Here is a 26,340-nt window from a genome sequence, read left to right on the forward strand (position 1 = left end):
GGCAAGGGCCGCCCCATTTGGGGCGGCCCTTCGCATTTCCCCAGCGAGCAAGTGCTGGCACGATGGTGACGGTAGCGGCGAGACTCGCCCGCGCCGTCCGCAAGGAGACACCTCAACATGGCTGATTCATCGCACACCAACGGTTCCGACGACCGCCGCGATCGCAACGATCGGACGGACCGCGACCAAGGACGTCCCCGGAACAATGGTTCCGGTCGTTCGAGTGGGTCCGGATCTGGTGGTGGTTCACGAGGCCAACAGCGTTCCAGTGGCGGGCAACGACGCTCTTCCTACGACGATCGCCCCGGTCAGAACCGCTCTTCTGGTTCCCGCGGCAACTCTCAGAGTCGTGGACGCTCCAGCGGCGGTCGTGACGGCGCGCGGTCGTACGGTAGCCGCAACGGCGCAGGTACTTCGGGTAGCCGGGACGACCGTGATCGTGGAGGGCGTGACGGCCAGCGCACTGGCGGAAACCGTGACGGTTCCTCCCCCGACGACCGCAGTGGAGGATCACGCGACAGTTCCTCGCGCGGCCCCGCACGTGGGTCAACCTCCAGGCCTAGTTCCTCACGCGCCAGCGGCGGTCGTGACAACAGGGGCTACGACCGCGGTGGTCGGTCTGACGATCGTCGCGACGGTCGAAGCGATGATCGCAGTAGCGGTCGGCCCAGCTACGGCGGGGGGTCACGTGGCAGCTATTCGCGTGATGACCGTGACGGTCGAGGCGGCCGTGATAGTCGTCCCGGGGGAGATCGGTCGCGTGCGGGTGGTTCCTACGGCAGGTCCGATGACCGCCGTGGTGGTACCGGCGATGACCGTCGAGGCGGTTGGCGCGACGGACGGCGCGACGGTCGCCGCGACGACTCGCGTGGCAGTGGCCGCTATGAGCGTTCTGGTTCGCGTCCGCAGGGTGGACGTGACCAGGTGCGTCGTGATGACCGCCGCACGGAGCGCGACGACGGTTCACGTCGTGGCGACCGTTCGACAGTGCGTCCAGTCACCGAGGTGCCCGAGATCCCCGAGGAGATCTCGATTGGTCAGCTCGACCGTACGGTGCGGGCGCGACTGCGAACGCTGAGCAAGGACAACGCAGAGGACGTCGGTCGTCACCTCGTGATGGCTGGACTGCTCCTGGAACTCGATCCCGAGCGTGCATACAAGCACGCCCAGGTCGCCGTGGCCCGTGCGGGTCGCGTCGACGTTGTTCGCGAAGCCGGCGCGGTCGCTGCATACGCGACCGGTCGCTACGGCGAAGCACTGAGGGAGTTCCGCACAGTGCGCCGTCTCAACGGGTCTAACGAGCACGTTGCTCTGATGGCCGACTGCGAGCGCGGCCTGGGACGCCCGGAACGCGCCATTGCGCTTGGTCGTGAGTCAGAGAGCGCTGACCTTGACGCTAGGCAGCGGGCGGAGCTCGACATCGTGCTGGCCGGCGCGCGCATGGATCTCGGTGAGAACGAGGCGGCATACGTTGCACTCGGCCGGATTACGGCGCCCGACCTCGAGATTCAGCAGCAAGTCGATACTGCTCGCGCAACTGTTCTTCGTGCTTTGGGGCGCATTGCCGACGCCGAAGCGATTGAGGCAACTCTTCCCGCACCGGCTGAGGTCGAGGATCCTTGGGCCGACGACGTCACACTGTACGACGTCCAGGAACTTCCCGATCCCGCCGAGTACGAGGCACGCGAAGCCGCTCGTCAAGCTGCGTTTGCAGAGGCCAACGCTGTCGAGGAGCCCAACGTGCCCGACGTGCCCGAGGCGTCCGAGGATGCCCAACTCGATGGCGCGGACGACTCCGACCTGGCTCCGGACGCCGGTGCACCTAGCGACTACGAGCCCACGACCAACGAGGATTCACAGGAGAAGTAGACATGCTGCTCGGCACAGACGTTCCATTGTGGGAAGCGCACGACGCGGCCTTGGTCGATCTCGATGGCGTGGCCTACCGCGGCCCGCACGCAATCCCTACAGCTCCGGATGCCCTGCAGGCGGCTCGCGGTGCAGGGATGCGCATCGTCTTCGTGACAAACAACGCCAGCCGGGAGCCAAGCACCGTTGCCGACCACCTCACGGAGCTCGGGATGCCCACTCAGACCCACGAGGTGCTGACCGCGGCGCAGGCCGTCTCCTTGATGGTGCGCGACGCAATGCCGGAAGGGTCCCCGGTGTTTGTCGTGGGTGGCCAGGGCCTGAGGACCGCACTGACGGACGTCGGAATGCGCCTCGTTGATTCGGCCCACGACAATCCCGCAGCAGTCGTCCAGGGTTTCAACCCGGACGTGTCTTGGAAGGACTTCGCCGAGGCGTCGTACGCCATTTCACAAGGCGCCAAGTTCTTCGCGTCCAACATGGACCTCACCATTCCCAATGACCGCGGAGTGGCGCCAGGCAATGGTTCACTCGTCAACGTCGTGATCACCGCTACCGGCGTGACGCCTCCCAGCGCGGGCAAGCCTGCGCCAGAAATGTTCACGCTCGCCGCGCGTCAGGCAGATGCGCGAACGCCTTTGGTCATTGGCGACCGCCTCGACACCGACCTCAAGGGCGGCCGCGCTGCGGGGTACCCGGGACTCATGGTTCTCACCGGCGTCAACGACGGCCGTGACGCGGTGCTTGCGGTACCCGACGAACGCCCGTCATACATCGGCGAGGACCTCCGCAGCCTTGCCCACCCTCACCCCGCCCCCGAGCGGGACGGAGAAGGGTGGAAGGTCGGTGAGTGCAGCGCGCGTGTGAGCGATGGACACCTCTCCGTTACGGGACCAGCCGATGTGGATCGCATCCGGGCAGCGTGTGCCGCGGCGTGGGAGGCGGCCGATGCCGGGGTCACGATCGAGGTTGAGTCCCTGCCTGACCTGGGCGTATCCTCAACCCATGACTGAGTTCTCCGAGCAGCGTGAGCCCCTGGGCGAGGTCCAGTACCCATCTGAGGTCCGTGAGGCACTGCGGGCGGTCACTGAGTTGCCGACTGACTTGAACGAGCAGGCTGACTTCTTCGACAAGATCCAGTCATCGCTGTCGAATCGCCTGCGCGAAGACCAGTAGAGCGCGCTGATGCGGCTCGACCGCGCGCTCCACGTGCGCGGACTCGCTCGCTCGCGTTCCCACGCGCAGCAACTCATTGACGCTGGTGTGGTCTCCGTCGCCGGGCGTACCTTGCTCAAGGCCTCGACGACTGTCACCGACGACATCGCCATCGTGATCGACGAGTCCGAGGCCCACTACGTATCCCGTGCAGCCCACAAACTCCTAGGCGCCCTCGACGTTTGTGAACCTTTGGGTTTGAAGGTGGCCGGAGCATCGGCCCTTGATGCGGGAGCCTCAACTGGCGGCTTTACTCAAGTTCTCTTGGAACGCAGCGTAGCCCGCGTGCTCGCCGTTGACGTCGGCCACGGTCAACTCGTGCCTGAGATTGCCCAAGACCCCCGGGTGGATGCGCGGGAAGGAATCAACGTTCGCGACCTCACGGCTTCGTCGGAGGGCGCGGGTGTCGATCTCGTGGTGGCAGATCTGTCGTTCATTTCGTTGACGCACGTCATCGCTCCTTTGGCTGACTTTGCCGGCCCCGCGAGCGACTTTGTCCTCATGGTCAAGCCCCAGTTCGAGGTCGGCCGGTCAAAGCTGTCGAGCAGGGGAGTCGTCACCGATCCGCGAGATCGCGTGGCCGCGGTGACGCAAGTGGCAAACGAGATGCGGGCGCAAGGCCTTAGCCTGCACCACATTGCCCGTAGTCAGCTGCCGGGTCCACAGGGAAATCACGAGTTCTTCGTGTGGGGCTCGCAAGCATGGCAGGCTAGTGACAGTCGCGGCGGGACCAGGCCGGTTCTTAACGACATTGACCTGAAGGTACAGATCAAGCAGGAGGTGAAGGCAGGCACATGACACGCACCGTTCTGATTGTGTCCAACCCTCACCGACCCGAGATCGTTGATGCCGTCGCAGATGTCGAGGCCGCCCTGCGCGCCGAGGGCATTGATGTGCGTCATGACCTGGTCGACGGCGCCGACATCGAAGCGGCCATCGTCCTGGGCGGCGACGGCACCATGCTGCACGCCGCTCATCTCACGCATGGCACGGGCATTCCGCTGCTGGGCGTGAACCTCGGCCGTGTCGGCTTCCTCGCAGAGCTCGAGCGTGACGACGTCGTCACTGCCGCGAAGCGGTTGGCGGCGCGGGACTACACGACGGAAGCGCGCGGAACTCTGCACGTCACCGTCAAGCGTGCCGACGGCACCGTCGAAGACGGCTGGGCGCTCAACGAAGTGACGCTCGAACGCGATGAGCGCTTGCGCACCCTCGAGGTCCAGGTGGGCGTAGACGGTCACCCGCTGTCGTCCTTTGGGTGTGATGGCATCGTCGTGTCGACAGCTACCGGTTCCACGGCCCACGCATTCTCTGCGGGTGGACCGGTGATGTGGCCCAATGTTGACGCGTTGCTGTTCGTTCCGCTGTCCGCTCACGCGCTGTTTGCGCGACCACTTGTCGTGGGGCCGGACTCGACGTTCGCGATCGAGGTCGTCGATTCGTCCGATGCTGGGGGACAGGTCGTACTCGACGGGGCTCGCGCGATTGATGCCGGCCGTGGTTGCGTCATTGAGGTCAAGCGCGGTTCTGGCACGGTGCGGTTGGCGCGTATGTCCGATGCTCCGTTCACCCAGCGACTCGTCGACAAGTTTTCATTGCCAACGCAGGGGTGGCGTGGAGAGCGGGCCCGCACCACGCCTATCGGTCGTGAGATCGACGGGCACGACGCCGATGCTGTTGTCGAGGTGGAGCCGAACGTCCCCGACGAGGACGGCTGATGCTGCACGAACTATCGATCGCAGATCTTGGAGTCATCGAGTCTGCGCGCGTGGAGCTCGGGCCTGGCCTGACGTGTGTGACCGGCGAGACCGGCGCGGGCAAGACCATGGTGCTCACCGGGCTCGGGCTCATTCTTGGTGCGAAGAGCGCTCGGGCTACGGTCCGTGAAGGCGCGAAGGAAGCACTCGCCGAGGCCGTGATCGACATTCCCCGTGACTCAGAATCTGCGTTACGCCTCGAAGACGCCGGAGTGATCGTGGACGACGACGGCACTGTGGTCGTGGCCCGGACCGTGGGCGCGGCAACTCGGTCACGCACGGTGATCGGTGGGCGCACCGTTCCCCAGGCGCTCCTTGGCGACCTCGCGTCTGAACTCGTGACTGTGCACGGCCAGAGCGATCAGGTGCGCCTTCGGTCGGCGTCGCGACAGCGTGACACTCTCGACCGCTACGCAGGCCCCACGCACGCTTCATTGCTGGCGACGTACCGCGCCGCATGGGATGCGTGGAAACTCGCTGAGGAAGAGTTGCGGGTGATGCAGGAAGGCGCTGACGCCGAGCGCGCTGAGGTGTCACGCCTACGCGACGATGTTGACGCGATCGATGCCGTCGCGCCCCGTGAGGGAGAAGACGCTGAGATCGAGGCCCAGGTCCGCGTTCTCGATAACGCGGAGGCCGTGCGGATGTCAGCGGCTGCGGCACATGCCGCACTGACTGGCGACGATGAGTTCACAGTTGCTACCGCTCTCGAAGCGGCCCGCAAGGCACTGGGCGACGGCGCCCGCCACGACGCAACACTTGAGGCTCTTGAGCAACGTGTCGCGGACTTCCTCTACGGTGCGACCGACGTGGCGTCAGAGCTGACGAGTTACCTCGACGCGCTTGACGCTGACCCTGAGCGCCTCAACGAACTTCATCAACGTCGTTCTGATCTCAACACTTTGATGCGCAGAATTGGCGTGCCCGACCTTGCCAGTGTCATCGAGTACGCGGAGACGGCGCGACCCAGGATCGCGGCCGATGACGACTGGGACGCCACGCTCGAGCGCCGAGCCGCTCAGGAACGACAAGCCCGGGAGTCGCTCGAAGCCGCTGCTGGCGTGGTCCGGCAGTCCCGAGAGGGTGCGGCGGAGCGTCTGTCGCATGCGGTGGACGCCGAGCTCACGGAGCTGGCGATGGCTGACGCGTCGGTACGGATCGTGATCGAACCAACGGACCTTGCTCCCCATGGTGGCGACACCGTGACCTTCACCCTGGCTTCCCACCCTGGGGCACCGCATCGGCCCTTGGCGGAAGCCGCGTCCGGCGGTGAACTCTCGCGCATCATGCTGGCTCTCGAAGTGTCACTCGCTTCGACAGACGCCGACGCATCGCGAACCTTTGTCTTTGATGAGGTCGACGCCGGTGTCGGTGGCCGTGCTGCCATTGCGGTGGGCAACCGACTCGCTGAACTCGCTCGATCCCACCAGGTGATTGTCGTGACGCACCTCGCGCAAGTGGCGTCCTTCGCAGACACCCACGTCGTCGTGCGCAAAGCGACCGACGGAGCCGTCACGCGGGCCCAGGTCACGACCCTCGACGGCGATGCGCGCGTCGAAGAAATCGCGCGACTGCTCTCAGGGCAAGAGTCCTCGTCTGCTGCACTCGCCCACGCGCTTGAGCTACTGGAGGCATCCCGCGTGGCACGATGACGACATGAGTCGTTCCTCTCGCACACGGGACGCGGACGACGGCACGGTCATTGGACCCGTTCGCATCGATCGCAGCGCCTCCGCGCTTGCTCGTCGCCTGCGCGCGGGCGACGTTGCCGTCATCGACGTTCTCGACCTCGATCAGGGCTCCGCTGAGTCCCTTGCTGCTCGCCGTCCAGCCGCCGTCGTCAATGTCAGCACGTCGATCTCTGGTCGCTATCCTGCCGGGGGTCCACGGGTTCTGCTTGAAGCAGGAATTCCACTCCTGGATGCCGCCGGCCCCGCGGTGCTCGACCTCAAGGAAGGCACCACTGCACAGCTGCGCGACACGGACCTCGTTGTGGGTGACGCTGTCGTGGCGTCCGGCACCATCCTCGATGGCGACGCCATTGTCGACGCGATGCAATCCGCAGGCGAAGGCATGCGGGTGCAACTTCAAATGCTGACCGCGACCGCGATGGAACAGATTGCCCGTGAGGGTGACGTGCTCTTGGAGGGCCAAGGTCTTCCCGAGACTGGAGTCGACTTCACTGGCCGCCACGTCGTGATCGTCGCTCCGGGCTATCGGCACAAGGAACAGCTGAAGGAAATCAAGCGCTACCTGCGCGACGTGCGGCCCTTGGTCGTGGGCGTCGGCGCAGGGGCTGATGCGGCGCGCGACTTGGGGCCCGCCGCATCCGTCGTCGTTGGCGACGTTGAGGGCATCGAAGAAGAGACCCTCGCCACCGCCCAGCACATCGTCTTGCACGACCCTCACGGGAGCGACGTAGGTCTCATCCGCGTAGAGGCTCTCGGGGTCGACCACTCACACGTCGACTCGACGCTGTCTGCCACTGACGTGGCAATTTTGATGGCGCACGCTGGGGGAGCCGAGGTCATCGTCACAGTCGGCGTCGAATCGCGGCTGATGGACTTCCTTGAGCGCAGCCCTGCCGAGGGGGCTGGCACACTGCTGTCGCGGCTGAGCGCTGGAGCGCGCCTGGTTGATGCGACCACGCTCGCCCTCGTGTATCGCCATCGCTACGGAGCCTGGACGTTGGTTGTGCTGCTCATCAGCGCACTCCTCGCCCTCGGCGCCGCGATCTGGGTCACGCCCGCAGGACGAGCTTGGGTGGAGAGCATCTGGAATGGACTCACCGCATGGATCGGGGGCGCGTGATGATTGATTTCCGCTATCACTTGGTGTCACTTAGCGCGGTCTTCCTCGCTTTGGCCGTAGGCGTGGTCTTGGGAAGCGGGCCGATGCGCGACGCGCTCGTCGGGGACCAAGCTGGACAGATCGACGAGCTTGAACAAGAAGTGCATTCGCTCGAGGACGACATCCTGGTTCAGCAAGAGGCCGCGGTTGCTGGGGAGCAGTTCGCGGACGAGTCGTCCCAGCGTGTGCTGGCTGGCGCCCTTGGGGACGTCCAGGTCGCCTCGGTCGAGGTGGGGGAGCCTTCGGTCGAGTCAGCAGATGGCGTGCGAGCGCGTCAGGTCCAAGCCGGCGCTACCGTCACGGCACAGGTCAGCGTGCTCGACGCGTGGACTGACCCCGGCCAGGTCGCGTTCCGTAGCTCACTGGCGTCGACAGTGTCGTCCCAAGTAGCGGGAGCCACTGAGGACATGGCACCAACCACCGTGTTGGCGCACGCACTGGCTCAGGCGCTCATGCCTGGGGTTGTGCCGCCTGGCGCGGACGCGGACGCGTTCGCAGATGATCCACAGGAGCGGGCGAGCGCGCTCTTTGATCTGCTGTCAGAGGCCGACCTTGTCGATGGCAGCGTCTCCGCTGCCGCTGGCGCCGTCACCGTGATCGCGGGACCAGCTGATGAAGAGTCCTCGAGTGACTCTGCGACGTTTGCCGAGTTGTCCGGAGTCCTCGCGCAGTATGCGGAGGGCATTGTCGTGGCCTCGGGGCTGCCGTCATCAGGAGACGTTCCGACGGCCATCGCAGCGGCGCCGGACGCATCGGGCCTGGTGTCGACGGTCACGACCGGCACGACGTACTACGGACGGATCTCGACGGCGCTGGCGCTATCGGAGAACATTGGCGGAAGTGTGGGGCAGTACGCGGTCGGTGAAGGACAGACCTATGTACCGGCTCCGTAGTGATTCTTATCGCTAGAGAGGCGTTTCGGCATTCGCGGACCGCTCACGCCTGTTAGTGTTGAAGCCCGTGGAGAGATCTCGAATTTCGTCCGGTACGGACCATGTAACACGGCACATCTTCGTCACAGGGGGCGTCGTTTCCTCCCTGGGCAAGGGCCTCACTGCTTCCTCCCTGGGACGCCTTCTGCGCTCGCGCGGGCTCCGGGTGACGATGCAAAAGCTCGATCCCTATCTGAATGTGGATCCGGGCACGATGAACCCCTTCCAGCACGGCGAGGTGTTTGTCACCGACGACGGTGCAGAGACTGACCTCGACATTGGGCACTACGAGCGCTTCCTCGATGTGAAGCTCTCCGCTAGTTCTAACGTCACCACGGGTCAGGTTTACTCGCAGGTCATCGCCAAGGAGCGCCGCGGAGAGTACTTGGGTGACACCGTCCAGGTAATTCCGCACATCACCGATGAGATCAAGCGACGTATGCGCGATCAGGCGGGCCCCGAGTGCGACGTGATCATCACTGAGGTCGGCGGCACCGTCGGTGACATCGAGTCCCAGCCGTTCCTCGAGGCCGCGCGCCAGGTTCGTCACGATGTGGGTCGCGACAACGTCTTCTTCCTGCACGTATCGCTGGTGCCGTTCATTGGCCCGTCGGGGGAGCAGAAGACCAAGCCCACCCAGCACTCCGTCGCTACGTTGCGCAGTATCGGTATCCAGCCCGATGCGCTCGTGCTGCGCTCGGACCGGGACATCCCTCAGCCGGTGAAGTCCAAGGTCGCGCTCATGTGCGACGTGGAGAACGAGGCGGTCGTCACGGCGAAGGACTCGCCGAGCATTTACGACATCCCGAAGGTGCTCCACTCGGAGGGCCTCGATGCCTATGTGGTCCGTCGTCTGGACCTGCCGTTCCACGACGTGAAGTGGGGTGCATGGGACAAGGTCCTGGATCGCGTCCACCGCCCCGAACATCACGTCGAGGTCGCGTTGGTCGGCAAGTACATCGACCTGCCCGACGCGTACCTTTCCGTCTCAGAGGCGCTCCGTGCCGGCGGCTTCCACCACAGCGCCAAGGTGCGCCTGCGCTGGGTGGCCTCGGATGAGTGCCAGACGCCCGAGGGTGCCGAGAAGTCCCTCAGCGGCGTCGACGCAGTGCTGGTGCCCGGCGGCTTCGGCATTCGCGGCGTTGACGGCAAGATCGGTGCCCTGCGTTGGGCGCGCGAGAACAACGTCCCAACGCTCGGCATCTGCCTGGGCATGCAGACCATGGTGATGGAATACGCGCGCAACGTTGTCGGTCTTGAGGGAGCGTCCAGCTCTGAGTTCGATCCCGACACGCCGCACCCGGTCATCGCGACCATGGAGGAGCAGCAGGCGATCGTGGACGGCGACGGCGACTTGGGTGGAACCATGCGTCTGGGCGAGTACCAGGCCGTCCTGAAGGAGGGGTCGGTGGCCGCCGAGACCTACGGAAAGACGCAGGTAGGGGAGCGCCACCGCCACCGGTACGAGTTCAACAATGCGTACCGCGCCCAGCTCGAAGAGGCTGGACTGGTCATCTCGGGTGAGTCTCCCGACCGCAACCTGGTCGAGTTTGTCGAGCTCCCACGAGACGTCCATCCGTATTACATCTCGACGCAGGCGCACCCGGAGTTCCTGTCGCGCCCCACGGACGCGCACCCGCTGTTCGCCGGGCTGATCGGTGCGGCTGTCGCTCGGCAGTCTGCATAGGTGTCTGACTCGTTGAAGGACTCACCACGGGATGCTCCCGTGGTGAGTCGCACGCGCCAGTTCACCGGCGCGGTGTGGGACATCGACTCGGATGTTGTGGACCTCGGCGACGAGGTCACAGTGACCCGTGACTATGTGCTCCACACCGGCGCCGTCGCGATCATGGCGCTCAACGACCGCAACGAGTTGTACCTCGTCAAGCAGTACCGGCACCCGGTGCGTATGGAGTGCTGGGAGCCTCCGGCTGGCCTGATGGACATGCCCGGTGAAGAAGCGCTCGGTACCGCGCAGCGCGAGCTGTGGGAAGAAGCGGATCTCACCGCGCGCCAGTGGGACGTGCTCGTCGATTCCTACACGTCGCCTGGGGGCTCCACTGAGAGCATTCGGATCTTCCTCGCGAGAGACGTTGCTGAGGTGCCGGCCTCCGAGCGTCATCAGCGCGAAGCCGAGGAAGCTCAGATGACCGGTGCCTGGATCCCGGTGGCCGAGGTAGTGGACGCGGTCTTGACTGGTCGTGTCCACAGCCCGCCGCTCGTCATGGGTGCCCTCGCACTCGACGTGGCGCTGCGCAACGACTTCTCTACTTTGCGTCCCGTGGACGCGCCGTGGGACCGTCCGCCAACGCGCGACCTGTAAGTGTTCGCGCGCTCAATCGGATCACCGGCCGATGCTGTGGAGCCACTCCCGTCGGCTTACGAAACCCGTTGATTTCCGCCGTAGTGGCGGTACTCATCGGCCGACCGGCGAGATTCGAGGGGCAACAGTTCCGCGCTAGCGCGCGAGAGCGGGGTCAGCCGACGTCTTAAGCAAGTAGTGCAGCGCCGCGTGCGCCGCTGCAAACAAGCCAATACCGATGAGGTGAAGAGCCACGAGGACTTCGGGTAGCCCAGTGAAGTACTGGACGTAGCCGACAGCCCCTTGGAAGAGCGTGACAGCGGCAAGCACGATCCACGCTTTGCGCACCTCATCCCGGCCACCGACCGAGTGGTCGCGTCGAATCCGCCACACCAATGCGGCGAAGACGGCGAGGAAGATCCATACCGCTGCAGCGTGTGCGCGGGCGATCGCCGCAGGGTCGAGCGCGAGCCGTTCTGTGGCGTCAATGTCGCCCGAGTGGGGGCCTGCGCCCGTGGTGAGCGCCCCTAGGAACAACAAGATTGCGACGATGAGGGAGAGCCCACGCTGGTGCCACACGATTGACTTGCCGTCCCTCCTCGGTGCGCGGCGGTGTGTCAACGCGAGCCATACGGAGAACCACACGAGCGCCGCGGACAGGAGGAGATGGGGAGCGACCACCAGCGGGTGGAGCTCGACGAGCACAGTGATTCCGCCCACGACGGCCTGAACGATGACGCCGATCCCCGGTACGAGGCCCCACCATTTGAGGTCCGGGCGCGACCGCCACAGGCCGATCGCGACGCCGAGCGCCACGGCAGCGAGCACGAACGTCAGCATGCGGTTGCCGAATTCGACTGCGGGATGCAGCCACTGTTCGGGGTGGAACTCCGGCGTGAAGCTTCCCGGCTCACACTGGGGCCACGTCGAGCAACCAAGGCCCGAGCCGGTCAGGCGGACAATGCCTCCCGTGACGATGATGCCGGCCTGGGTGACGATGTTCGCCAAAATGAAGCCACGGGTGTGACGCGTGATCCAGTCAAGAACCCAGATGAAGGCGCGGCGTACGGCGGATACAGAGCGGGTGAGCACTGTCCTATCCTAGTTTCGCAACTCCGTGGGTCTGTCCACGGTGGCGGGATCCCCTGACGGCGTGCGGCTCACCCGGCGCGCAGCAGTGAATTACGCAACACTTAAGTAAGGCTTCCCTTGCTTGCCGGGAACGAATTTAGCAACAAGAATGTTGTCTACAAAGGACACCTTTGCTACCCACCTCGCATCCCTCTGGAGGGCGCTATGACGACTGACACCACGCGGGACCGCGTGCTCGGGCTCATCGCCTCGGCAGGGCCAATCACAGCATCGGCCCTTGCGGAGGAACTCGGCGTGACTGCCGCCGGAGTGCGTCGGCATCTGTCGGCGCTGATCGGTGACGGCCTGATCGAGGACCACGAACCTCCAGGGCAGCACACCCGTGGCCGTGGCCGGCCAGCCAAGTCGTACGTCGCAACAACGGATGGGCAGCGTTCGCTTACCTCGGCTTACTCATCCGTCGCGGTCGATGCCGTGGCGTTCATGCGCGAGCACGGTCAGCTTGACGAGTTCGTCGAGACCAAGGCAAAGGAACTCGAGGCGACTCTCGTGAGTTCCATTCCTGAGGGCACGCCCATCGAAGAGCGCGTGAAGTTGCTGTCCGACGCCCTCGCCGAGCAGGGCTATGCCACGTCCGTCCGGCCGGGGCCAGGCGGCTACACCGTTCAACTGTGTCAGGGACACTGTCCCGTCCAATCGATTGCCGAGGAAGCTCCGGAGTGGTGCGAGGCGGAAACTCGCGTCCTCTCCCGCGTCCTCGACGTCCATGTCCAGCGCCTGTCAACACTGGCAGGCGGAGCACACGTGTGCACCACGACCATCCCCGTCGCGCTTGCGACGTCCAAGGAAGGATGACTATGAGCACCCCTACCGAGAATGCGCCCCAGGCGACCGATGAGGAGATCATCGACTCCATCGGTGGTTATGAGTACGGATGGCACGACTCCGATGCCGCCGGCGCCATTGCCGAGCGCGGTATCAACGAGGATGTTGTCCGTAACATCTCTGCGCTGAAGGACGAGCCCGAGTGGATGCTGAACATGCGTCTCAAGGGTCTGAAGATGTTCGACAAGAAGCCGCTGCCTCACTGGGGTAGCGACCTGTCGGGCATCGACTTCGACCGCATCAAGTACTTTGTGCGCTCGACCGAGAAGCAGGCCACGAGCTGGGAAGACCTCCCGGACGACATCAAGCAGACCTACGACAAGCTTGGTATCCCCGAGGCTGAGAAGCAGCGCCTGGTCGCTGGTGTCGCAGCTCAGTACGAGTCCGAGGTCGTTTACCACCAGATCCGCGAGGACCTGGAGGAGCAGGGTGTCATCTTCATGGACACCGACACCGCTCTTAAGGAGCACCCGGAGATCTTCGAGCAGTACTTCGGCACCGTGATTCCGGTTGGCGACAACAAGTTCGCTGGACTCAACACGGCTGTGTGGTCAGGTGGCTCGTTCGTTTACGTCCCGCCGGGCGTCCACGTCGAGATCCCGTTGCAGGCCTACTTCCGTATCAACACGGAGAACATGGGTCAGTTCGAGCGCACTCTCATCATTGCTGACGAGGGTTCGTACGTTCACTATGTCGAGGGCTGCACGGCCCCCATCTACTCGTCCGACTCGCTGCACTCCGCGGTGGTTGAGATCGTCGTGAAGAAGAACGCCCGCGTTCGCTACACGACCATCCAGAACTGGTCGAACAACGTGTACAACCTGGTCACCAAGCGCGCCACCGCCGCTGAAGGCGCCACCATGGAGTGGGTCGACGGCAACATCGGCTCGAAGGTCACCATGAAGTACCCGGCGATCTACATGCTCGGCGAGCACGCTCGCGGCGAGACGCTGTCCATTGCCTTTGCAGGCGAGGGCCAGCACCAGGATGCCGGCGCCAAGATGGTGCACGCTGCCCCCAACACCTCGAGTTCGATCGTGTCGAAGTCCGTCGCCCGTGGTGGCGGCCGAACCTCGTACCGCGGACTGGTTCAGGTGCTGGAAGGCGCCAAGAACTCCAAGTCGAACGTGCTGTGCGACGCGCTGCTCGTCGACCAGATCAGCCGCTCCGACACCTACCCCTATGTCGACGTGCGTGAAGACGACGTCCACATGGGCCACGAGGCATCCGTCTCGAAGGTGTCCGAGGACCAGCTGTTCTACCTCATGTCCCGCGGTCTGGACGAGACGGAAGCCATGGCCATGATCGTGCGCGGGTTCGTTGAGCCCATCGCGCGCGAGCTGCCCATGGAGTACGCGCTCGAGCTGAACCGCCTTATTGAACTTCAGATGGAAGGATCCGTCGGTTGACCGTCACTGACCACTCCCGAGCAACTGCCGACACCGCGCACAGCCACGGTCTCGGCACCCCGACTCCCGACGCCTCGCGCGCCGACCGTCCCACCTCGTTTGAGGTGTCGGACTTCACCGTCCCCGGCGGTCGTGAGGAAGAGTGGCGCTTCTCCCCTCTCAAGGACATCAAGCCGATGCTCGCCGACGAGGCAACATCCGGTCACCTTGAGTGGGACGTGCCTGAGCTTCCTGCCGGCGTGACGCTGACCGACATCGATGTGGCGGCTGCTCGCGAACGTTCCGTTCGCGCCCCAGGCGACCGCGCATCGGCCGTCGCAGCCGCTCACTCCGGTGGAGCCCGAGTGCTGACCATTGCACCCAACACGGTTCTCGACGAGCCCCTGCAGATCTCCGTGACTGGAACCGGTCAGGACGTGCGCGGCCACCTGCTGGTCGAGGCCGGCGAGTCGTCCGAGGCAACCGTGATCTTCGAGCGCAAGGGCACTGCAACGTACTCCGAGTTCGTCTCTGTTGACCTCGCCCAGAACGCAGGCCTCAACCTCGTGTTGCTGCAGCTGTGGGACGCGGACGCCGTACACGCGGGAGAGATTGTTGCCCGTCTGGGCCGCGACTCCCGCCTGCGCGGATCCGTTGTCACGCTCGGCGGCAAGTCGGTACGCCTGAACACCTCAGCCGCTTTCGCCGGCGAGGGTGCCCGCGTTGACCTGTTCGGTCTTTACTTCGCCGACTCCGGTCAGCACCAGGAGCACCAGCTGTTCGTCGACCACGCGGTGCCGCGTTGCACCTCGCGTGTCACGTACAAGGGCGCCCTGGCAGGCAAGACTGCTCGCACCGTCTGGATCGGCGATGTGCTGATCCGCAAGGAGGCCGAGGAGACCGACACCTACGAGCTCAACCGCAACCTGGTGCTCACCGACGGTGCTCGCGCCGACTCGGTGCCGAACCTCGAGATCGAGACCGGCGAAATCGCCGGTGCCGGACACGCCTCGGCGACCGGACGCTTCGACGACGAGCAGATGTTCTACCTGCGCTCGCGTGGAATCTCCGAGGCTGAGGCCCGCAAGCTGGTCGTTCGCGGCTTCTTCGCGGACCTGGTCCAGGAGATTGGCGTGGCAAGTGTCGAGCAGTCGCTCATGAAGGCGATTGAACTCGAACTCGAGCACGTCAACGAGGAGCTTGCGGAGACAGAAGCGTGAGTGAGCAGCTCGCCTGCATGGTGACCGACCTCGAGCCGGGCTCCGCGATGGATGTGGAGCTCACGCTCGCATCCGGCGCAGACACCCCGATCGCGGTCGTGCGCAGCGATGATGGCGATTTCTACGCCATCGGTGGCATGTGCACCCACGGCGAGGTACCGCTGGGCGAAGGCGACGTTGAAGGCTGCTTCATCGAGTGCTGGGCGCACGGTTCGCGTTTCGATGCGCGTACCGGCGTTCCTGACGAGTTGCCTGCCGTCACCCCTGTGTCGACCTACCCCGTTCGGATCGATGGCGAGCGTGTGCTCGTGGACATCGACAACCCCAAGTCTTAAGAAGAGTGAATCAAGGAGCATCATGAGCACCCTGGAAATCAAGAACCTCCACGCCTCCGTGGATACCCCTGAGGGCACCAAGCAGATCCTCAAGGGCGTCAACCTGACCATTAACTCCGGAGAGACCCACGCGATTATGGGTCCCAACGGATCGGGCAAGTCGACCCTGGCTTACGCCATCGCCGGTCACCCCAAGTACGACATCACCGAGGGCTCCGTGTTCCTCGACGGTGAGGACGTGCTGGAGATGAGCGTCGACGAGCGCGCCAAGGCTGGTCTGTTCCTCGCGATGCAGTACCCCGTTGAAGTCCCCGGCGTTTCGGTGTCGAACTTCCTGCGCACCGCCAAGACCGCCATCGACGGCGAAGCACCCAAGCTCCGTACCTGGGTCAAGGAAGTCAAGGGCTCGATGGAGGACCTCCGTATGGATGCCTCCTTCGCCGAGCGCAATGTGAACGAGGGCTTCTCCGGTGGTGAGAAGAAGCGCCACGAGATCCTCCAGATGGAGCTCCTGTCGCCGAAGATCGCTGTGCTGGACGAGACCGACTCCGGCCTGGACGTCGACGCGCTGCGCATCGTCTCCGAGGGCGTGAACCGCGTCAAGGAGAACACCGGCCTGGGCGTCATGCTCATCACGCACTACACGCGCATCCTGCGGTACATCAAGCCCGACTTCGTGCACGTGTTCGTCAACGGCCAGGTTGCTGAAGAGGGCGGCCCCGAGCTCGCCGAGCGCCTCGAGGCCGAAGGCTACGACCGCTACCTGGTCGAGGCGTAAGGAATCCGTAAGCCGATGCTGCTTCCCGATCTACGCGAAGACTTCCCGCTCCTGAACCGCACGGTCAGGAACGGGAAGCCCCTCGTGTACCTCGACTCAGGAGCGACCGCGCAGAAGCCGCGCGTGGTACTAGACGCCGAGCGCGACTTTTACGAGCAGCACAACGCTGCCGTGCAACGTGGCGCTCACTTGTTGGCGGAAGAGGCGACGGAGCTGTTCGAGGGCGCGCGCACTGATGTCGCGTCCTTTGTAGGCGCTGGACCCGACGAGATTGTCTGGGCCGAGAACGCCACGGCGGCCCTGAACCTCGTAGCCAGCGGTATCGGTAATGCGTCTGCTGGCATTGGGGGAGAGGACTCCGCTCAGTTCCGCATCGGCCCCGGTGACGAGATCTGCGTCACGCAGACCGAGCACCACGCGAACTTGGTTCCGTGGCAGGCGTTGGCGACCCGAACGGGCGCGACCTTGCGATGGATCCCGGTGGATTCTGAGGGTCGCATAATCCTCGACGACCTGGACTCCCTGGTCAATGACCGTACGCGGGTGCTGGCGTTCACGCACGCGTCCAACGTGACCGGAATCATTAGCCCGGTGACAGCGTTGGTGGCCCGCGCGAAGGCCGTGGGCGCACTGACGGTTCTCGATGGGTGCCAGTCGGTGCCGCACCTGCCGGTGGACGTGAAGGCGCTTGATATCGACTTCATGGCCATGAGTGCTCATAAGATGCTCGGTCCCACGGGTATTGGCGCGCTGTACGGACGCAAGGACCTTCTCGACGCGCTCCCGCCCAGCATCTTCGGTGGTGGAGCGGTCAAGATTGTGTCGATGGAGGAGACCAGCTGGCTTGAAGCGCCAATGCGCTTCGAGGCAGGCTCGCAACCCGTGGCTCAGGCCGTCGGGATGGGGGCGGCAGCGCGGTATCTGTCAGCACTTGGCATGGACCGCGTCGAGGAACACGAGCGCGAGATCGCAGCGATCATGCGCGCGGGAGTGGCAGAGATTCCAGGCGTCCGGCTCCTCGGTCCCGTAGGCGATGCTGATGCTCGCGACGTGATTGGTGTCGCCGCAGTGGTCGTGGACGGTGTCCACCCCCACGATGTAGGACAGGTGCTCGACGACGCCGGCGTGGCCGTACGCGTTGGTCACCACTGCAATCAACCGCTACACCGGCACTTTGGTGTGACGGGTTCTACTCGGGCAAGCGCCCATGTTTACACGACCGCGGAAGACGCTCACGCCTTCGTTGAGGCGTTGGCGGGCGTCCCCGCATTCTTCGGAGTGAATAGATGAGCAGCCTTGAACAGATGTACCAGCAAGTGATCATGGACCACGCCCGTGAAGCGCACGGTCGTGGACTGAAGGATCTTGACCTCATCCAGGTCGGCGAGTCGCATCAGGTCAACACGACCTGCGGTGACGAGATCCGCCTGCGCGTTGGCCTTGACGGCGACACCGTGGCTTCCGTGACATGGGAAGGCCAGGGATGCTCGATTTCCCAGGCTTCCGTGTCCGTGTTGCACGAGCTTGTCGAAGGCGAAAGCCTTGAAGAATCCGAGCGCACGATGGAAGCATTCCGCGACCTCATGCAGGCCAAGGGCGAGGGACTGGACGAAGACAGAGAAGACCTTCTCGGCGACGCAACCGCGTTCGTCGGAGTGGGCAAATACCCGGCGCGCATTAAGTGCGCAATGCTGGGGTGGGCGGCGTTCAAGGACGCGCTCATTCAGGCACGAAAGGATCAGTGATGACTGAGACAACCACCCCGCCGAACGCGGCGGACGTCGAAGAGGCGTTGCGAGACGTCATCGACCCCGAGTTGGGCATCAACGTGGTCGACCTCGGGCTCGTGTACGGCGTCTCCCTTGACGAGAACCAGCACGCGGTCGTCGACATGACGCTGACGTCGGCGGCATGCCCGCTGACCGACGTGATCGAGGACCAGACCGGCCAGGCCCTTGAGGGCTTGGTCAACGGCTTCCGTATCAACTGGGTATGGATGCCGCCGTGGGGTCCGGACAAGATCACGGACGACGGTCGCGAGCAGCTTCGCGCGCTCGGATTCAACGTCTAAAAACTTCATGTCTCGTGAACCACGAGATGTGACCGTGGCCACCGCCGAGGGCGGTGACATTGATTCCGCGATCGAACTGATCGCAGAGGTCTTTGTCGCCGATCCGGTGGTGGCCGCGCTCGTTTCTCCCGATCTTCCCCGCCGCGACCGGGCACTACGCGCGCTGATTCGTGCTGACGCGTCGCCGCGCGGTGCCGTCGTCGACATTGCGTCGGGGGCGGATGGGGCAGTCGTCGGGGCCACGGTGTGGCATAGGGCCGATGCTGGCTCACCCGCGTTGTCGGCTCGCCTTCAGCTTGCCTGGTACGGCGGCCGTGGGACCGTGCGCGCGTTGAAGGAGTACGACGACACGGTTCGGAAGATTTTCCCCGCAGAGAATCACTGGCATCTGTTGAATATCGTCGTTTCACCGCAGGCGTCAGGAAGCGGAGTCGGGAGCACACTCCTGCAACATGGGTTGGACCGCGTTGACGCGGACGCACAATCCGCCGTGCTGGAAGCGTCGACGCCGGACAGCGCGCGGCTGTACGCGCGACACGGCTTTGAAGAACTCGCTGTGATCGAGGGCGGCCCGGCACACGGTGCCACGTTGATGCGGCGGCCACCAGGAGGCACACAATGACGGCGAAGCCGCGAGAGACATGGACGACGTACCGCAGCTCGATCGGCGACAGATCCGCCATGTTTGCGCAGGTCGCTCGCCGCTGGGACATCTCCTCCGCGGTGTACCCGGGGGCTTACCTTGACCTGTCGCCATCGGTGTCGATTCCCACCGTGACGTACAACGACATGGACCGCCGTGCAGCGCGGTTTTTCGCGGACGAAGCTCTCGTGACACAAGAACTGGACGGGCGGTCGAGCCTGGAGGCCCGTGAAGTGAGGTTCATCCACGGTGACTACACGCAGCCGTTGGACATTGACGATAACTCCCACGACCTGCTGATCTCGCTGTATGCGGGGCCGGTGTGGGATCACTGTCGACGCTACTTGCGCGACGGCGGATATCTGCTCGCCAACACCAGTCACGGCGATGGCTCCGTCGCGGCGCTAGATCCAGCGCTCACTCTTGTGGGAGTCATCGGTGGATCGGGGGAGTCGGCGGTGCTTGATGAGTCCGAGTTGGACTCCTACCTCATTCCAAAGAAGCCCGGCGAGGCTGATGCGCAGCGCATCCGGCAAGCAGGCAAAGGCATCGCGTATACCCGTACCGCGTCCGCGTATCTCTTCCGGTACGACGCCGCGCTCTAAGCGGAGGAGCTCCCGGCACGGTCGGTCCTTTCGGTCGCTACAGCGCGATCCAGCCATTGACGAGCGCCACGATGCCAACGATCGCGCCCGCAAAGGTGACCACACAGACGATCATCTCGCCCACGGTGAAGACCGTCTTGTTGCGCTGCTTGCGTGCCCATATGTAGATCAGGCTTGCTGGGGCATAGATCATGAACGACAGCAGCACATACTGGGTGCCCATGGCGTACACCAGGTACACGGTGTAGAGCGTTGCCACCACGGCCGCCGCGACGGCTGTGGCGACCCGTGATCCGCGCAAGGCAATCTTCAGGCCAAAGCCAGCCGTGAGCAGGTACGGGAGGATCGCCAGCGCACTTGTGAGTTCCAGCGAGAAATCGAACGCGCTCTCCGCGAAAAAGGCCACCACGAAGAACAACTGAGTGGTCAACGAGGTGGCTAGCAGCGCACGGAATGGCACCTCATTCTTGTTGAGCTTCGACAGCACTGGCGGCGCGTCGCCATGGACGGCAGTCATGTAGAGCGATTCGACTGCCAGCAGCGACCACGCGAGGTACGCGCCCAAGACAGAAATGAGCAACCCGATCCCAATGACCCACGCGCCCCACGAGCCCACCGCCGCTTCAAGCACGCCCGCCATGGAAGGCTCGCGGAGCGCCGCGATCTCATCCCGGGGCAGCACCCCGTAGCTGAGCATCGTGACGGCCACGAATACTGCCAAGACGGTGAGGAATCCCCACACGGTGGCCTTACCGACGTCCTCGCGCTTCTTGGCCCATCGCGAATAGACGCTGGCGCCTTCGATGCCGATGAAGACAAACACGGTGACGAGCATGGTGCTACGGACTTGGTCGGACAGGGAGCCTAGGGAGGCGTCCTCCGCATAAAGGTTGTCAGTGAAGACCTCCCAGGAGAATCCGCCACCGACAATGAGCACCGCAAAGATCGCCAGCGGCACAAGTTTCGCGACAGTCGCGATGCCATTAATCAACGTCGCGCGCGTCACACCCTTTTGGATGATGAAGTGGAAGACCCAGATGCCTGCTGTTCCGAGGGCAAGGGCCCACGCGGTGTCACCATCGCCGAAGGCAGGGACCACGCCACCGAGCGTGGAGGCCACAAGCACCCAGTACGTCACGTTTGCGACGCAGGCGCTGGTCCAGTAGCCGAACGCGGAGAAGAACCCAATGAAGTCCCCGAAGCCTGCGCGAGCGTAGGCGAAGATTCCGGAGTCCAGGTCGGGCCGGACAATGGCGAGTCGCTGAAAGACGAAGGCGAGCGCGAGCATGCCGCCACCTGCGATGGCCCACGCGATGGCGGCGCCCACGACGCCCGTGGATGATGAGAACTGTGCCGGGAGCGAGTAGACACCGGCACCGATCATGGTGCCGACGACCATCGCCGTGAGGACGGGGACCGACATCGTCTTGCGAGAGCCGCTCACCGGCGCGACGCCCGCGGCTGTGGGCGGTGGATTCTCGTTGCCGCTCATGTGTGCTCCCGTACGCCAGGGGTCAGTAGCGTCAGCCTAGCGGCGCAAAGAGCCTGGTGAGCGGTCGTGACGTGCGCTACTTGTCTGAGCTTTGCGGCCCGAGAAGGCGTTCGAAGGCCTCTTCCTTCGTCATGGTGTCCTCGCCCGTCGCGCCTTCAGGGGCCGAGTCAGCGGGGGAGTCGCCACTGTCAGGCGGAGCTTGTTGAGTGACCGCCGGGCCACGTCTACGACCGCGTCCGCGTAGCCGCTTGGCGGTCTTCTCCGCCTTTTTGGCACGGCGCCGTTCGCGCTTGGACCGGGCTTCATGAGTTGCATCGGACTCCTCGCCGATGCCCCGCGCGTGGATCGCCTGACCCAGGTCCAGTGCGAATCCCACGGTGCGCGTGGTGGTGGGGAACAGGACGGCGCGCAGCGACCGGTCAAGCCCGCGCGCACGCGCTGCCTGGCGTGACTCCGCATAGATCTGCGCGACCTCGGGTAGCGCGCGGAGCATCAGCGCGAACATCAAACCGAGCGTGTCCGGCGGCAGGATCGCGCGAATGGGCCGGGCGAGCGTGGCAATGAAGTCGAGCATCGCCGCCATCGAGGTCGAAGTGCTGACGGCAAGCGCAAGGGACACGATCGCGACCAGGTCTGCCACAACATCGGCCGCCCGTAGCCAATCTCCACGCCACATGAACAGCGCGGACGACAACAACGCGATGAGGACTGTTCCTGCGATCGTCCACAGCGTGACCTTCGCTGGTGGAACCGTGCTCACCAGCAGAAGCAGCGCCGCACACATGATGCCGAGTGACGTCACGATGTCAGAGGAAACCAGCACGACGATGGTCGTGGCGACCAGCAGGCTGACCTTGAACCACGCCGGTGCGCGGTGCAGCGGCGTATCGCGCGGCCGGTAAAGACCGAGCGTGGAGATCACTGCGAATCCGCCCTCGTCGTGCGGCCGAACATGAGGTCACGGTAAAACTTGATCGACTCGGCGGGGGCGCCATCGAAGACGACATTTCCACTATCGACCACGAGCGTGCGCTCGGCGCGTGAGGCAGAGTCCAGGTCGTGCGTGCACTCGATCAACTGCACGGGCAGCGACCTCAGGAGCGACCCCACGTGCGCGCGCCAGCGCAGGTCGAGGAGCGTAGTCGGCTCATCTGCGATGAGCGTGGTCGGCGTCACTGCAAGCACGCCTGCCATCGCGAGAAGCTGGCGTTGCCCACCGGACAACGCGGACACGGAGACGTCAGCGCGATCGCCGAGACCAATCTCTTCAAGCGCGTCCAAAGCGGCACGCGTGCGGGCGTCCTTGTTCTTGATCGAACGTCGCAGCGACAGCATCACATCTTCCACGGCAGTGGGCATGATCAACTGAGCAGAGGGGTCGGTGAACAGGAATCCCACGCGCCGGCGTACTTCTGCGCCGTGCTTGGCGACGTCCAGACCGTCAACCTCGATGGAGCCCGTCGTCGGTGGGATGAGCCCGTTGATGAGGCGTACCAGCGTCGACTTGCCACCACCGTTGGCGCCCACGATGGAGACGTGCCGCTCGGTGAGTGTCAGCGTTGTGGGCTCCAGGATCGTCACGCCGGTATCGGGCGCGATGACGGACGCCCCCTTGAACTCGATCATGCGACAAGGTTATGCGGTCGTGGGCTGCTCCACGTCCACAGGCTTCTCAGAAGGCTCGGTGCGAGGCATGAGGCGAGGGTAGGCGCGGTGGATGATCGCGGCGAGGGACGCAGCGATGGCGATCTTGATGAGGTCACCGACCATGAAAGGCGCCATCGCCACAGCGGCCTGCCACAGCGTCAGTCCGGTGTAGACGGACAGCCACGGGATGCCGATCGCGTAGGTGATGGGGATGGACACCAAGCCCGCAAGGAAGAGGACGCCGACATTCAGGCGAGTGCGCTTACGCGCGGCTCGGGTGATCCAGCCCACGGCGAAGGCCGCTGGAATGAATCCGAGGAGAAAGCCACCGGTCGGTCCCGCAACAACTGCTGGCCCGGCAGCCAAGTTGGCAAACACGGGAACACCCGCGAACCCGACCAAGATGTACAGCACTGCAGCCGCGGCTCCTCGCCACGGCCCCAGGCACATTCCTGCGAGCACGACGGCAAGAGTTTGCAGAGAGAACGGGACGCCAAATGCCAGCGTGATTTCGGGGACGAGCGTGGACGCCGCGATGAAGGCAGCGAACACCGCGATCAGCGCGACATTGCGGCCAGATAGGGCCTGGTGTGAGGACATGGCTTCTCCTTGCGATAATGGACTGGCGCTCACGCTACTGGGGTGCCCACGCCGGGAATGGGCCTTTTCGTCCTCGCCGTGAGATCGTTGTAGGAATCCCACCAATTCCCTCACCAAACGGAGAGCTCTTTAGTGATTAGCGCGCAAAATCTCGAGATGCGCATCGGCGCCCGAGTCTTGCTGCACCCCACGTCCTTCCACGTGAATGCGGGCGACCGCATCGGCCTGGTGGGACGCAATGGCGCGGGTAAGACCACGATGACGCGCATTCTGGCGGGAGAGGGACAGGCGTCAGGCGGTTCGGTGTCGCACAAGGGATCGGTCGGCTACTTGCCTCAGGACCCACGGTCGGGAGACCTGACGCAGCTCGCGATGGACCGCATCTTGGCCGCGCGCGATCTCGCCGGAATCATCACCAAGATGCGCGAGGCCGAGCAAGCGATGGCCGGCGAGGATGAGAAGGCCTCGATCAAGGCGATGGAACGCTATCCCCGCCTCGAGGAACGGTTCCGCGCCGCAGGCGGCTACGCGGCAGAGTCTGAGGCGCACCGCATCGCGTCCAACCTGGGACTTGACGAGCGCATCCTTGGCCAACCCCTCGAAACGCTCTCGGGTGGTCAGCGTCGTCGCGTGGAGTTGGCGCGCATCCTGTTCTCGGACGCCGAGACCCTGTTGCTAGATGAGCCGACGAACCACCTGGACGCGGACTCCATCGTGTGGCTGCGCGACTTTCTGAAGAACTACTCGGGCGGGCTCATCGTGATCTCTCACGATGTCGACCTGGTCCGTACGGTCGTGACCAAGGTGTTCTACCTGGACGCGAACAGGGGAGCGCTCGACCAGTACGCGATGGGTTGGGACTTGTACCTGCGCCAGCGCGAAGACGACGAGAAGCGTCGCCACACCGAGCGCCGCGTCGCAGAAAAGAAGGCCGGCGTGCTTGTCGCGCAGGCTGAGAAGATGCGTGCGAAGGCATCGAAGGCCGTCGCCGCTCAGCAGATGCTGAAGCGTGCAGAGAAGATGCTCGAGGGCACGGAGTCCGAGCGCGTGAGCGACAAGGTGGCCTCGCTGCGCTTCCCAACCCCCGCGGCGTGCGGCAAGACCCCGCTACGCGGCCATGGGCTGTCGAAGAGCTATGGCTCACTCGAAGTCTTCATGGACGTCGACCTGGCCATTGACCGTGGATCGCGCGTTGTGGTGCTCGGCTTTAACGGCGCGGGCAAGACGACTCTGCTTCGCCTCTTGTCCGGCACCGAAGACCCGGATACCGGGCTCGTCGAGGCCGGACACGGGCTCAAGCTTGGCTATTACGCGCAGGAGCACGACACCCTCGACATGGATGCAACGGTCGCGGAGAACATGCGCCATGCCGCGCCGGACCTGGGCGACACCGAAGTGCGTAAGGTCCTTGGCTCGTTCCTGTTCTCAGGTGACGACGCCGATAAGCCCACCCGGGTGCTGTCGGGAGGCGAAAAGACCCGCCTCGCCTTGGCAACACTGGTCGTCAGCCAGGCAAACGTCTTGTTGCTCGATGAGCCGACAAACAACTTGGACCCTGCCTCGCGTGCGGAGATCCTGGGCGCTCTGCGCACCTACGAAGGTGCCGTCGTCCTGGTGACTCACGATGAGGGCGCAGTTGACGCTCTCGAGCCCGAGCGCGTGCTGTTGCTTCCGGACGCGGACGAGGACCTCTGGAACGACTCCTACCGCGACCTCATCACGTTGGCGTAGCGACTACAGCGCGTCTTCGATCTCTTCGTCGCTTGGCCCACTGCGGCGTTTCTTGCGGCGGGCCGATGCTGGCTTGCGCGCCGTAGCAGCGCTCGCCTGGCCGGGTGCGGGCTCCGCGGCCCCAGGTGTTGACACGCGGGCGGCGGCAGCGATCTCGTTCGCGTCACGACGCAACAGGAGGACTGCGCCCGTGGGTGCGAGCGCGGCGAAAACCCACCACTGCCATGCGTAGGACAGGTGTGAGCCCAGAGTCAGCTCCGGCAGCGGGACTTCGTCGCCGACGACCGTGGCGGTGCATTGGTCGGCATCGCAGTACTCGCGGATCATGAGATAGCCAGGCGAGACATCCCCATGTGGCTGAGGTACCTGAGCCGGCGTGATGCGAGAGACCGAGTCCGTGGCTTCCTTGCCATCGTCCTCTTCCCATGCCCGGATCACGCCAGTGACGGTCGCCGTTCCGTTCGTGTACTCGGGCGCCTCGGGGTCCTCGTTCGGGCCAGGTTGTGGCACCCAACCAACAGATACCAGCACGGAGCGCCCATCCTCGGTGTCGAGCCATGCCAGGTATTGCCATGCCGCGGTGGAATCGATCGGGCGTCCTCGCAACACCGTCGTCGTGTCCGGCTCGAACACGCCCGTCACTGTCACCGTGCGCCACTCGGCGTCGGCGGGAAGATCCTCAGCATCGGCCGGAACGACGTCGTTCAATGGCGCAGCGGGTTCCTCCACCGCGACGCGGTACGCGTCTCTAGCCTCAACTCGGACCTCGTAACGCCCGTACTGCCACATGCCCAACACAATCGCGACCGCGGAAACAGACAGTGCAATGCCCAAAGTGAGCGCGATACGCGCAAACGACAGGCCACGGAAGAACACCTGAGCGATCGTAGTCGCGCTGGCCCGCTGATCAGAATCTGTTCGGTACCGT

27 protein-coding genes are annotated in these 26,340 nt (G+C 64.5%); 21 read left to right on the forward strand and 6 right to left on the reverse strand.

Annotated elements, in window-relative coordinates:
• Window positions 1–924: 924 nt before the first annotated feature.
• The 10 genes from AOP74_RS08530 to AOP74_RS08570 all read left to right on the forward strand — a co-directional run bounded on the left by AOP74_RS08530 (window position 925) and on the right by AOP74_RS08570 (window position 10,946).
• Window positions 925–1,869 (forward strand): tetratricopeptide repeat protein, encoded by a 945-nt coding sequence (locus AOP74_RS08530; protein WP_082096213.1) that lies wholly within the window; start codon window positions 925–927, stop codon window positions 1,867–1,869.
• A 2-nt stretch (window positions 1,870–1,871) separates the two neighbouring features.
• Window positions 1,872–2,882, forward strand: a complete 1,011-nt coding sequence (locus tag AOP74_RS08535) for an HAD-IIA family hydrolase (RefSeq protein WP_061961978.1) — start codon at window positions 1,872–1,874, stop codon at window positions 2,880–2,882.
• On the forward strand, window positions 2,875–3,045 hold the full coding sequence (locus AOP74_RS12235; protein WP_160297475.1) for a hypothetical protein: 171 nt from the start codon (window positions 2,875–2,877) through the stop codon (window positions 3,043–3,045). Before AOP74_RS08535 ends, AOP74_RS12235 begins: the two co-directional genes overlap by 8 nt.
• 9 nt (window positions 3,046–3,054) lie before the next feature.
• On the forward strand, window positions 3,055–3,882 hold the full coding sequence (locus AOP74_RS08540) for a TlyA family RNA methyltransferase (RefSeq protein WP_061961979.1): 828 nt from the start codon (window positions 3,055–3,057) through the stop codon (window positions 3,880–3,882).
• Window positions 3,879–4,802, forward strand: coding sequence for an NAD kinase (locus AOP74_RS08545; protein ID WP_082096214.1), 924 nt, complete (start codon window positions 3,879–3,881; stop codon window positions 4,800–4,802). The genes AOP74_RS08540 and AOP74_RS08545 overlap by 4 nt, the downstream gene beginning before the upstream one ends.
• The gene (recN, locus tag AOP74_RS08550) at window positions 4,802–6,493 is read left to right on the forward strand and encodes a DNA repair protein RecN (protein ID WP_061961980.1); all 1,692 of its coding nucleotides are present in this window, start codon (window positions 4,802–4,804) and stop codon (window positions 6,491–6,493) included. Before AOP74_RS08545 ends, recN begins: the two co-directional genes overlap by 1 nt.
• Window positions 6,494–6,497: 4 nt before the next feature.
• Window positions 6,498–7,652 carry a putative cytokinetic ring protein SteA gene (gene steA, locus AOP74_RS08555; protein WP_061961981.1) on the forward strand — a complete coding sequence of 385 codons (1,155 nt, stop codon included), beginning with the start codon at window positions 6,498–6,500 and terminating at the stop codon, window positions 7,650–7,652.
• Window positions 7,652–8,584: a copper transporter gene (locus tag AOP74_RS08560; protein ID WP_236683820.1), complete on the forward strand. Its 933-nt coding sequence runs from the start codon at window positions 7,652–7,654 to the stop codon at window positions 8,582–8,584. The genes steA and AOP74_RS08560 overlap by 1 nt, the downstream gene beginning before the upstream one ends.
• Before the next feature lie 67 nt (window positions 8,585–8,651).
• Complete coding sequence (pyrG, locus tag AOP74_RS08565) at window positions 8,652–10,310, forward strand: CTP synthase (protein ID WP_061961983.1); 1,659 nt, start codon at window positions 8,652–8,654, stop codon at window positions 10,308–10,310.
• On the forward strand, window positions 10,311–10,946 hold the full coding sequence (locus AOP74_RS08570) for an NUDIX domain-containing protein (RefSeq protein ID WP_152649251.1): 636 nt from the start codon (window positions 10,311–10,313) through the stop codon (window positions 10,944–10,946).
• Window positions 10,947–11,081: 135 nt separating this feature from the next.
• Here the strand turns inward: AOP74_RS08570 and AOP74_RS08575 are convergent, their stop codons facing one another.
• Window positions 11,082–12,017 (reverse strand): COX15/CtaA family protein, encoded by a 936-nt coding sequence (locus AOP74_RS08575; RefSeq protein WP_061961984.1) that lies wholly within the window; start codon window positions 12,015–12,017, stop codon window positions 11,082–11,084.
• Window positions 12,018–12,221: 204 nt separating this feature from the next.
• Between AOP74_RS08575 and AOP74_RS08580 the strand changes: the two genes are divergently transcribed.
• Genes AOP74_RS08580 through AOP74_RS08625 form a run of 10 tightly spaced genes read left to right on the forward strand, consistent with a single transcriptional unit; the run spans window position 12,222 to window position 19,942 of the window.
• A complete protein-coding gene (locus tag AOP74_RS08580; RefSeq protein ID WP_061961985.1) occupies window positions 12,222–12,872 on the forward strand; it encodes a helix-turn-helix transcriptional regulator in 651 nt (216 codons plus the stop codon).
• 2 nt (window positions 12,873–12,874) lie between these two features.
• Window positions 12,875–14,311 (forward strand): Fe-S cluster assembly protein SufB, encoded by a 1,437-nt coding sequence (gene sufB / locus AOP74_RS08585; RefSeq protein ID WP_061961986.1) that lies wholly within the window; start codon window positions 12,875–12,877, stop codon window positions 14,309–14,311.
• Window positions 14,308–15,510: a Fe-S cluster assembly protein SufD gene (sufD, locus tag AOP74_RS08590; protein WP_169746276.1), complete on the forward strand. Its 1,203-nt coding sequence runs from the start codon at window positions 14,308–14,310 to the stop codon at window positions 15,508–15,510. Before sufB ends, sufD begins: the two co-directional genes overlap by 4 nt.
• Entirely contained in the window at window positions 15,507–15,845 is a 339-nt protein-coding gene (locus AOP74_RS08595; protein ID WP_061961988.1) for a Rieske (2Fe-2S) protein, read from the forward strand. The genes sufD and AOP74_RS08595 overlap by 4 nt, the downstream gene beginning before the upstream one ends.
• A 22-nt stretch (window positions 15,846–15,867) precedes the next feature.
• Entirely contained in the window at window positions 15,868–16,623 is a 756-nt protein-coding gene (sufC, locus tag AOP74_RS08600; protein WP_061961989.1) for a Fe-S cluster assembly ATPase SufC, read from the forward strand.
• A 15-nt stretch (window positions 16,624–16,638) separates the two neighbouring features.
• Window positions 16,639–17,913: a SufS family cysteine desulfurase gene (locus AOP74_RS08605; protein WP_061961990.1), complete on the forward strand. Its 1,275-nt coding sequence runs from the start codon at window positions 16,639–16,641 to the stop codon at window positions 17,911–17,913.
• The gene (sufU, locus tag AOP74_RS08610) at window positions 17,910–18,368 is read left to right on the forward strand and encodes a Fe-S cluster assembly sulfur transfer protein SufU (RefSeq protein ID WP_061961991.1); all 459 of its coding nucleotides are present in this window, start codon (window positions 17,910–17,912) and stop codon (window positions 18,366–18,368) included. The genes AOP74_RS08605 and sufU overlap by 4 nt, the downstream gene beginning before the upstream one ends.
• The gene (locus AOP74_RS08615) at window positions 18,368–18,694 is read left to right on the forward strand and encodes a metal-sulfur cluster assembly factor (RefSeq protein ID WP_061961992.1); all 327 of its coding nucleotides are present in this window, start codon (window positions 18,368–18,370) and stop codon (window positions 18,692–18,694) included. The genes sufU and AOP74_RS08615 overlap by 1 nt, the downstream gene beginning before the upstream one ends.
• Window positions 18,695–18,722: 28 nt before the next feature.
• Window positions 18,723–19,316: a GNAT family N-acetyltransferase gene (locus AOP74_RS08620; protein ID WP_061961993.1), complete on the forward strand. Its 594-nt coding sequence runs from the start codon at window positions 18,723–18,725 to the stop codon at window positions 19,314–19,316.
• Entirely contained in the window at window positions 19,313–19,942 is a 630-nt protein-coding gene (locus tag AOP74_RS08625; RefSeq protein ID WP_061961994.1) for a class I SAM-dependent methyltransferase, read from the forward strand. Before AOP74_RS08620 ends, AOP74_RS08625 begins: the two co-directional genes overlap by 4 nt.
• Before the next feature lie 37 nt (window positions 19,943–19,979).
• Here the strand turns inward: AOP74_RS08625 and AOP74_RS08630 are convergent, their stop codons facing one another.
• From AOP74_RS08630 to AOP74_RS08645, 4 genes are all read right to left on the reverse strand, one after another.
• Entirely contained in the window at window positions 19,980–21,434 is a 1,455-nt protein-coding gene (locus AOP74_RS08630; RefSeq protein ID WP_082096216.1) for a basic amino acid/polyamine antiporter, read from the reverse strand.
• A 76-nt stretch (window positions 21,435–21,510) separates the two neighbouring features.
• A complete protein-coding gene (locus tag AOP74_RS08635; RefSeq protein WP_061961995.1) occupies window positions 21,511–22,356 on the reverse strand; it encodes an energy-coupling factor transporter transmembrane component T family protein in 846 nt (281 codons plus the stop codon).
• On the reverse strand, window positions 22,353–23,060 hold the full coding sequence (locus AOP74_RS08640; RefSeq protein WP_061961996.1) for an energy-coupling factor ABC transporter ATP-binding protein: 708 nt from the start codon (window positions 23,058–23,060) through the stop codon (window positions 22,353–22,355). Before AOP74_RS08640 ends, AOP74_RS08635 begins: the two co-directional genes overlap by 4 nt.
• A 9-nt stretch (window positions 23,061–23,069) precedes the next feature.
• Window positions 23,070–23,681, reverse strand: coding sequence for a biotin transporter BioY (locus tag AOP74_RS08645; protein WP_061961997.1), 612 nt, complete (start codon window positions 23,679–23,681; stop codon window positions 23,070–23,072).
• A gap of 156 nt (window positions 23,682–23,837) precedes the next feature.
• On the opposite strand from AOP74_RS08645, the gene AOP74_RS08650 reads away from it, so the two are divergent.
• Window positions 23,838–25,412 (forward strand): ABC-F family ATP-binding cassette domain-containing protein, encoded by a 1,575-nt coding sequence (locus tag AOP74_RS08650; protein ID WP_439645070.1) that lies wholly within the window; start codon window positions 23,838–23,840, stop codon window positions 25,410–25,412.
• 3 nt (window positions 25,413–25,415) lie between these two features.
• Here the strand turns inward: AOP74_RS08650 and AOP74_RS08655 are convergent, their stop codons facing one another.
• Window positions 25,416–26,288 (reverse strand): SURF1 family protein, encoded by an 873-nt coding sequence (locus AOP74_RS08655; protein WP_061961999.1) that lies wholly within the window; start codon window positions 26,286–26,288, stop codon window positions 25,416–25,418.
• Between the last annotated feature and the right edge of the window lie 52 nt (window positions 26,289–26,340).

The sequence above is a fragment of the Demequina flava genome, assembly GCF_000975035.1.
GTDB classification, from domain to species: domain Bacteria; phylum Actinomycetota; class Actinomycetes; order Actinomycetales; family Demequinaceae; genus Demequina; species Demequina flava.

Coding starts and splice junctions, on each gene's coding strand:
- AOP74_RS08535 (WP_061961978.1), top strand. CDS start 1,872: ATGCTGCTCGGCACAGACGTTCCATTGTGGGAAGCGCACGACGCGGCC.
- AOP74_RS12235 (WP_160297475.1), top strand. CDS start 2,875: ATGACTGAGTTCTCCGAGCAGCGTGAGCCCCTGGGCGAGGTCCAGTAC.
- AOP74_RS08540 (WP_061961979.1), top strand. CDS start 3,055: ATGCGGCTCGACCGCGCGCTCCACGTGCGCGGACTCGCTCGCTCGCGT.
- AOP74_RS08545 (WP_082096214.1), top strand. CDS start 3,879: ATGACACGCACCGTTCTGATTGTGTCCAACCCTCACCGACCCGAGATC.
- recN (WP_061961980.1), top strand. CDS start 4,802: ATGCTGCACGAACTATCGATCGCAGATCTTGGAGTCATCGAGTCTGCG.
- steA (WP_061961981.1), top strand. CDS start 6,498: ATGAGTCGTTCCTCTCGCACACGGGACGCGGACGACGGCACGGTCATT.
- AOP74_RS08560 (WP_236683820.1), top strand. CDS start 7,652: ATGATTGATTTCCGCTATCACTTGGTGTCACTTAGCGCGGTCTTCCTC.
- AOP74_RS08580 (WP_061961985.1), top strand. CDS start 12,222: ATGACGACTGACACCACGCGGGACCGCGTGCTCGGGCTCATCGCCTCG.
- sufB (WP_061961986.1), top strand. CDS start 12,875: ATGAGCACCCCTACCGAGAATGCGCCCCAGGCGACCGATGAGGAGATC.
- sufC (WP_061961989.1), top strand. CDS start 15,868: ATGAGCACCCTGGAAATCAAGAACCTCCACGCCTCCGTGGATACCCCT.
- AOP74_RS08605 (WP_061961990.1), top strand. CDS start 16,639: ATGCTGCTTCCCGATCTACGCGAAGACTTCCCGCTCCTGAACCGCACG.
- sufU (WP_061961991.1), top strand. CDS start 17,910: ATGAGCAGCCTTGAACAGATGTACCAGCAAGTGATCATGGACCACGCC.
- AOP74_RS08615 (WP_061961992.1), top strand. CDS start 18,368: ATGACTGAGACAACCACCCCGCCGAACGCGGCGGACGTCGAAGAGGCG.
- AOP74_RS08625 (WP_061961994.1), top strand. CDS start 19,313: ATGACGGCGAAGCCGCGAGAGACATGGACGACGTACCGCAGCTCGATC.
- AOP74_RS08630 (WP_082096216.1), bottom strand. CDS start 21,434: ATGAGCGGCAACGAGAATCCACCGCCCACAGCCGCGGGCGTCGCGCCG.
- AOP74_RS08640 (WP_061961996.1), bottom strand. CDS start 23,060: ATGATCGAGTTCAAGGGGGCGTCCGTCATCGCGCCCGATACCGGCGTG.
- AOP74_RS08645 (WP_061961997.1), bottom strand. CDS start 23,681: ATGTCCTCACACCAGGCCCTATCTGGCCGCAATGTCGCGCTGATCGCG.
- AOP74_RS08650 (WP_439645070.1), top strand. CDS start 23,838: ATGCGCATCGGCGCCCGAGTCTTGCTGCACCCCACGTCCTTCCACGTG.